Source organism: Janibacter sp. CFPM2_SD2 (assembly GCF_057364645.1).
In genome coordinates, this window is the sequence record NZ_JBNFOF010000161.1 from 1 (window position 1) to 7,336 (window position 7,336).

The following is a 7,336-nucleotide window of genomic DNA, read 5'->3' on the forward strand; positions in this document are numbered from 1 at the left end:
GCCGTCGTCACCTTCGCCGTCGCGGCGTCGGGGCACCGCCGTCGCCGGGGGTCAGCGCGGCCTTCTGGGCCCTCGTGGCCGGGCTCGTGCTGCGGGCGGTGCTGCACCGGCCGACGACGGCCTGAGTCGTCCCGACGTCACCCGCCGAGGAGACGGGCAGCGTTGTCGTGCAGCACGGCCCGCGTCCAGTCGTCGCCGAGCCCGAGGTCGGTGACGGCCTGCACGGCGTGCTCGTAGGAGTAGGGGATGTTGGGGAAGTCGCTGCCGAAGAGCACCCGGTCGCCGAGCTCGGCCAGGTCGTCGAGCCGGTCGGTGGGGAAGGGGGCGAGAGCCTCGGTGAAGTCGGTGAAGGCCATCGTCGTGTCGAGGTGCACGTCGGGGTGCGCGCGGGCGATGTCGAGGAAGTCGCCGTAGTCGGGCATCCCCATGTGCGCGATGACGAGGACGAGGCGCGGGTGCCGCTCGAGCAGGTCGCGCACGGCGGCCGGCCCGGTGAAGCGCCCCGGCGCCGGGCCGTTGCCGGCGTGCATGACGATCGGCGTGCGCGAGCGCCTCGAGCACCGGCCAGACCTCGTCCAGACGTGGGTCGTCGAGCGGGTAGTCGCCGACCTGGACGTGCACCTTGACGATGCGGGCCCCGGCCTCGATCGCCGCCTGCGTGTACTCCGCCGCACCCGGCTCCGGGTAGAAGGTCGCCGAGTGGATCGCCTCGGGCACTCGCGCGGCGAAGTCGGTGGACCAGTCGTTGAGCCACTGCGCCATGCCCGGCCGGTGGGCATAGTTGAGCGAAGGGAAGGCCTGCACGCCGAGTGCTCGCAGCGTCGCCAGGCGCTCCCCTTCGTCCGTGCGATAGGTGATCGGCCACGGCCGGCCGGTGAGCGGACCGGCGGAGTCGAAGTAGGCCCACACCTTGTCGAGGACCCGCTGCGGCATGAAGTGGGTGTGGATGTCGATGATGGGCGCGTGGTGCAAGGGCTCCATGACGGCACCCTAGGCCGGTAGGTTCGGGCGATGACTTCGACCCTGCTCGAGGTGGTCGGCTGGGTGGGCTCCGCGGTCCTCGTGGTGTCCCTGCTGCAGACCAACCTGCACCGGCTGCGGTGGATCAACCTCCTCGGCTGCCTCGTCCTGATCGGTTACAACGGCGCGGTCGGGGTGTGGCCCATGGTCGGGCTCAACGTCGTGCTCGCCGCGATCAACGTCTGGTACCTCGTGCGGGCGCACCGCGACCGCCACGACGGGCGCGCCTACCAGGTCCTCGAGGTGGCCGCCGACGACACCTACCTGCGGCACGTCCTGCGGGTGCACGCGGACGACATCGAGCGTTGGCAGCCGGGCTTCGTCCACGACCCGAGCGCCGACGACGACTGCTACCTCGTGCTCACCGGCGACGAGACCGTGGGGGTGGTCGTCGTGCGACCCGGGGCGAAGGGGGAGGCCCGGATCGTCCTCGACCACGTCACCGCCCGCTACCGCGACCGCACGCCGGGGGAGTTCGTCTTCGGGCAGGACGGCCCCTTCCGCCGGCGGGGCTACACGCGGGTGCGCACGCCGTCGGGCATGCGCAATCCCTACTACGCCCGCCTCGGGTTCGCGCCCGAGGGCGATCACTTCGTGCTCGACCTGACCCGACCGTAGGAGTCCCATGGCACTGCCCGAGATCACGACCCCGGTCCGCCTCACCCGACCCGACGGCCGCCTCGACCCCGCAGCGGTCGGGTGGGCCCGCCAGCCGCTCGTCGACACCTCGGGCATGGGCCGGGGCCGCGGTCGCACGAAGCGCTGGGAGTACTGGGGCGTCATGACGCCCACCCACGTCGTCGGCCTCACCGTCGCCTCGATCGACTACGCCGCCGTCCAGGAGGTGTGGGTCCTCGAGATCGCGACCGGCAGGCAGTGGCACCGCCAGGCCACGCTCGTGCCGTCGCGTGGGGTGCGGCTGCCGGCCAACCTCGCGGGAGGACCCGTGCGTGGCCGGGCCCGAGGGATGGACATCGCCGTCGACGAGGTGCCCGGCGGCACCCGGCTGCGGGCACGCATCGCCGGTGCCGAGGTCGACGTCACCGCAGCGCTGCCCACCGGCCACGAACGCCTCGCGGTCGTCGTGCCCTGGAGTGATCGGCGCTTCCAGTACACCGTCAAGGACGTCGCCCGGCCGGCGACCGGTCACCTCACCCTCGACGGCGTCACGACCATCCTCGACGAAGGGAGCAGCTGGGCCGTCCTCGACCACGGCCGCGGCCGGTGGCCGTGGAACGTGCGGTGGAACTGGGGCGCCGGGTCCGGCACGACCGACGGCCGTACCGTCGGGCTGCAGGTCGGTGGCCGGTGGACCGAGGGCACCGGGTCGACAGAAAATGCGGTGACCGTCGACGGTCGGCTGCACCACATCCCCGTCGAGCTCGACTTCGCCTACGACCTGCGGCGCTGGCGCGAGCCCTGGCGGGTCACCGGCGGTGGGCTCGAGGCGACCTTCACCCCCTTCCACCTCAAGTCGACGCACACCGAGGCCGGGGTCGTCGCCGCGCACACCGACCAGGCCTTCGGGCACTGGTCCGGGACCTTCACCGACGACCAGGGGCGGCGGACCCCCTTCGTCGACCTCGTCGGGTGGTGCGAGGAGGTCCACAACAAGTGGTGAGTGAGTGGCGCGCCTCGCGCGCCACGTAGGCTGGGGCCGCACACGTCGACCCCGGGAGAAGCACCACAGATGAGCGAGACGCCGTACCGCTACACCGCGGAGATGGCCGGTCGGATCGAGACCGGCTGGCAGGACCGCTGGGAGGAGCTCGGCACCTTCCGCGCGCCCAACCCCGCCGGCCCGTGGGCCGAGCCGGAGCGCGTGCGCGAGCACGACGGCCACATGCTCGTCCTCGACATGTTCCCCTACCCCTCGGGCGCCGGCCTGCACGTCGGTCACCCGCTGGGCTACATCGCGACCGACGTCTACGCCCGCTACCAGCGGATGCTCGGCAAGAACGTGCTGCACTGCCTCGGCTACGACGCCTTCGGCCTGCCCGCGGAGCAGTTCGCCGTGCAGACCGGTCAGCACCCGCGGGTGACGACCGAGGCCAACATGGCGACGATGAAGCGGCAGCTGCGCCGCCTCGGCCTCGGCCACGACGACCGGCGCGCCTTCGCGACGATCGACCCCGACTACTACCGCTGGACGCAGTGGATCTTCAGCCAGATCTTCAACGCCTGGTACGACGAGGAGGCCGTGCGGCCCGACGGCGGTCTGGGCCGGGCCCGGCCGATCGCGGAGCTCGTCGCCGCCTTCGAGTCCGGTGAGCGCCCCCTGCCGAAGGGGGAGACCCGCACCTGGTCGCAGCTGTCGGCCAAGGAGCGCTCCGACGTCCTCGACGAGTACCGCCTCGTCTACACCAGCCACGCCCCGGTCAACTGGGCGCCCGGTCTTGGCACCGTCCTGGCCAACGAGGAGGTCACGGCCGACGGTCGCTCCGAGCGCGGCAACTACCCGGTCTTCAAGGCCAACCTGCGCCAGTGGATGATGCGCATCACCGCCTACGCCGACCGCCTGGCCGACGACCTCGACCGCGTCGACTGGCCGGACAAGGTCAAGGCCATGCAGCGCAACTGGATCGGCCGCAGCGAGGGCGCGCAGGTGACCTTCACCGCGACCGCCGCCGACGGGTCCGAGCACCCGATCGACGTCTTCACCACGCGCCCCGACACCCTCTTCGGCGCGACCTTCATGGTCCTCGCGCCCGAGCACCCGCTCGTCGACGCGCTGGTCCCGCAGGCGGCTGGCCCGAGGGCACGCTCGACGCGTGGACCGGTGGCGCGGACACCCCCTTCGCCGCCGTGTCGGCCTATCGTGACGCGGCCGGCCGCAAGAGCGACGTCGAGCGCCAGATCGAGACCAAGGACAAGACCGGTGTCTTCACCGGCGGCTGGGCGACCAACCCGGTCAACGGTGCCCGCATCCCGGTCTTCGTCGCCGACTACGTCCTCATGGGCTACGGCACCGGCGCGATCATGGCCGTTCCGTCCGGCGACCAGCGAGACTTCGACTACGCGACCGCCTTCGGTCTCGACATCGTCCCGACCGTGCAGGCCCCCGAGGGGCACGAGGGTGCGTGGGGCGGCGACGGCGCGATCATCAACTCCACCAACGACTCCATCTCGCTCGACGGCATGTCGGTCGCCGAGGGCAAGGCGGCGATCACCGCCTGGCTCGAGGAGCAGGGCGTCGGCCGCGGCACGGTCAACTACAAGCTGCGCGACTGGCTCTTCTCCCGGCAGCGCTACTGGGGCGAGCCCTTCCCGATCGTCTTCGACGAGGACGGCGTCGCGCACGCGGTGCCGGACTCGATGCTGCCCGTCGAGCTGCCCGAGGTCGACGACTACAGCCCGCGGACCTTCGACCCCGACGACGCGAGCAGCGAGCCGGAGCCGCCGCTGGGCCGCGCCACCGACTGGGTCGAGGTCGAGCTCGACCTCGGCGACGGGGCCAAGACCTATCGCCGCGAGACCAACACGATGCCCAACTGGGCCGGCTCGTGCTGGTACTACCTGCGCTACCTCGACCCGGCCAACGCCGAGGCGCTCGTCGACCCGGCCAACGAGGCCTACTGGGTCGGCCCGCGCGACGAGCCGGTGCCCGGCGCCCCCGCCGGCACCCGTGACCCGGGCGGCGTCGACCTCTACATCGGTGGTGTCGAGCACGCCGTGCTCCACCTGCTCTACGCCCGCTTCTGGCACAAGGTGCTCTTCGACCTCGGCCACGTGAGCAGCGAGGAGCCCTTCCGCAAGTACTTCTCCCAGGGCTACATCCAGGCGCACGCCTACCGCGACCACCGGGGCCAGCCGGTGCCGGCCGCCGAGGTCGAGGAGCGCCAGAGCGAGGACGGCTCGACGAGCTTCACCTGGCAGGGCGAGCCGGTCACTCAGGAGTACGGCAAGATCGGCAAGTCGCTGAAGAATGCCGTCAGCCCCGACGAGATGTACGAGCAGTTCGGCGCCGACACCTTCCGCGTCTACGAGATGTCGCTCGGGCCGCTCGAGCAATCCAAGCCGTGGGAGACCCGCGCCGTCGTCGGCAGCCAGCGCTTCCTGCAGCGCCTGTGGCGCAATGTCGTCGACGAGGAGACCGGCGAGCTGCGGGTCACCGACGACGCCCTCGATACCGACACCGAGCGGCTGCTGCACCAGACGATCGCGGCGGTGAGCGAGGACTACGGCTCGCTCGGCTTCAACACCGCGATCGCCCGGCTCATCGAGTTCAACAACGCGCTCACCAAGCTCGACGCGGTGCCGCGCGCGGCGATCGAGCCGCTGGTGCTCATGGTCGCCCCCGTGGCCCCGCACCTCGCCGAGGAGCTGTGGTCGCGTCTGGGGCACCCCCAGTCGCTGGCGCACGAGGACTTCCCCGTCGCCGACGAGAGCAAGATGGTCGAGGCGAGCGTCACCTGCGTCATCCAGATCAAGGGCAAGGTCCGCGACCGCGTCGAGGTCCCGGCCGACATCGGTGAGGACGAGCTGCGTGAGCTCGCCCTCGGCCGCGACAAGGTCAGGGCGGCGACGGAGGGCGGCATCCGCACGGTCATCGTCCGGGCGCCCAAGCTCGTCAACGTCGTGCCGGTCTAGCTCCTGACGCGCGCTACCTGACGCGCACCGGGTGCTCGGAGAGGATCGACACCCGGTTGAAGGCATTCATCGTCACCGCGGCCCACTCGACCGCGGCGAAGGTCTCGTCGCCCAGCAGCGACCGGGCGGTGCTGAGGGCCTCGCCGCGCACCTGCGGGTCGGGCAGGGTCGTCGTCGCCTCGGCGACGTCGAGGAGGGCGCACTCAACGGGGTCGAAGAGCGTCGAGTCGCGCCACGCGGGCAGCTGCGCGAGCTTTTGCACCGTGACCCCGGCCTCGGTCGCCTGCCGGGTGTGCAGGTCGAGGCAGAAGGAGCAGCCGTTGAGCTGCGAGATGCGCACGTTCATCAGCTCGACGGTCTCGCGCTCGAGGCCGGCAGCCTCGGCCGCGGCGGAGACCTTGAGGGCGAGGGCGTTGAGGGCCTTCCACGCCTCGGGCAGGGACGTGTCGAGGTAGGGCAGTCGGTCGGTGTCGGCCATGACCACAGGCTAGGGCTCTCGGTAGTCTCGGCCCGTGAGTACCGCCGTCATCACCGACTCGACCGCCACGCTGCCCGCGGCGGTCGTCGCCGAGCACGGCATCAGGGTCGTGCCGCTGCAGCTGGTCATCGACGGCGGGGAGCGGATCGAGGGAGACGGGGTCGATGCCTCGGTCGTCATCGAGGCGCTGCGTCGCAAGGCGGAGATCAACACCTCGCGGCCGGCTCCGGCGACCTTCCTGCGGGCCTACGAGCAGGCGGCGAAGGGGGGCGCCACCGAGATCGTCTCCGTCCACATCAGCGGTGGGCTGTCGGGCACGGTCGAGGCGGCGCGGGCCGCTGCCGACGAGGCGCCGGTGCCCGTGCGGGTCGTCGACTCGCGGCTCGTGGGCATGGGCCTGGGCTTCGCCGTCATCGCCGCCGCGCGGGACGCGGCCGCGGCAGGTCGGTCGACGAGGTCGTCGAGCAGGGCGAGCGCGGCGCGCTCGACGTCGTCGACATCGTCGTCGACTCCTCGACCGGCTGCACCGCGGGGGACGGATCGGGGGCGCACGGGCGCTGCTCGGCTCGGCCCTGGCGATCAAGCCCGTGCTGCACATGGTCGACGGTCACGTCGAGCCCCTCGAGCGGGTGCGCACGGCCGGGCGAGCGATCGCCCGCCTGCAGGAGCTGACCGTCGCCGAGTGCGAGGCGCTGCCCGCGTGGGCCGACGGGGTCGAGGTCGGTGTGCACCACGTCGACGCGGCCACGCGGGCCGAGCCCCTCGCCGCCGCCCTCTCCGAGCGCATCGCCGGCCCGGTGGAGCTGTCGCCGATGAGCGCCGTCATCGGCGCGCACGTCGGTCTCGGCACGATCGGCGTCGTCGTCAGCCCGCGTCCGCGCGACTGATCCACAAGCCCCCGGGCCGAAGGGGGCCGGTCCACAGGTCCGCTCGGGCGCGGCCGGTGACGGCGGGTGCTGCCTAGCGTCGGGAGCATGAGCCGACGCACCTCCGAGCCCTCCGAACGGGTCGCCGAGATCCTCGACGAGTCGCGTGACCCGCGACCCCTGGAGCTGCCGTCCACCCTCGCCGGCGGGCGCTACGGCGTGAGTCGGCAGGCGATCGTCGGGGTCGCGCTCGTCTCGCCGTGGCCGTGGCCATGCTCGCCGGGCGCACCGTGCTCGCCCGGCAGGACGCCGCGCCCCCAGCCCGTCACGACGAGCCGGCAGGGCGGTAGCGGCGAGCGGGGACCGGACGGCGGAGCCGGAC

5 protein-coding genes and 3 pseudogenes are annotated in these 7,336 nt (G+C 72.3%); 6 read left to right on the forward strand and 2 right to left on the reverse strand.

What is annotated here, in order from left to right:
- Nucleotides 1-137: 137 nt before the first annotated feature.
- Nucleotides 138-981: pseudogene (locus tag AC2W7J_RS13710) on the reverse strand (amidohydrolase family protein).
- A 30-nt stretch (nt 982-1,011) separates the two neighbouring features.
- Between AC2W7J_RS13710 and AC2W7J_RS13715 the strand changes: the two are divergent.
- From AC2W7J_RS13715 to leuS, 3 genes and pseudogenes are all read left to right on the forward strand, one after another.
- Nucleotides 1,012-1,638, forward strand: coding sequence for a hypothetical protein (locus AC2W7J_RS13715; RefSeq protein ID WP_485983060.1), 627 nt, complete (start codon nt 1,012-1,014; stop codon nt 1,636-1,638).
- 7 nt (nt 1,639-1,645) lie between these two features.
- Complete coding sequence (locus AC2W7J_RS13720; RefSeq protein WP_485983062.1) at nt 1,646-2,641, forward strand: DUF2804 domain-containing protein; 996 nt, start codon at nt 1,646-1,648, stop codon at nt 2,639-2,641.
- A 69-nt stretch (nt 2,642-2,710) separates the two neighbouring features.
- A pseudogene (gene leuS, locus AC2W7J_RS13725) lies at nt 2,711-5,610 on the forward strand (leucine--tRNA ligase).
- A gap of 13 nt (nt 5,611-5,623) precedes the next feature.
- On the opposite strand, the gene AC2W7J_RS13730 reads toward leuS, so the two are convergent.
- The gene (locus AC2W7J_RS13730) at nt 5,624-6,088 is read right to left on the reverse strand and encodes a carboxymuconolactone decarboxylase family protein (RefSeq protein WP_485983064.1); all 465 of its coding nucleotides are present in this window, start codon (nt 6,086-6,088) and stop codon (nt 5,624-5,626) included.
- A 34-nt stretch (nt 6,089-6,122) separates the two neighbouring features.
- Between AC2W7J_RS13730 and AC2W7J_RS13735 the strand changes: the two are divergent.
- The 3 genes and pseudogenes from AC2W7J_RS13735 to AC2W7J_RS13745 all read left to right on the forward strand — a co-directional run.
- Nucleotides 6,123-6,482 (forward strand): annotated as a pseudogene (locus AC2W7J_RS13735) (DegV family protein); the annotation flags it as partial.
- Entirely contained in the window at nt 6,391-6,975 is a 585-nt protein-coding gene (locus tag AC2W7J_RS13740; RefSeq protein ID WP_485983066.1) for a DegV family protein, read from the forward strand. The pseudogene AC2W7J_RS13735 and the gene AC2W7J_RS13740, both read left to right, overlap by 92 nt.
- Nucleotides 6,976-7,062: 87 nt before the next feature.
- Nucleotides 7,063-7,336, forward strand: a 274-nt coding sequence (locus AC2W7J_RS13745) for a hypothetical protein (protein WP_485983068.1), incomplete at its 3' end; no start/stop codon positions are given.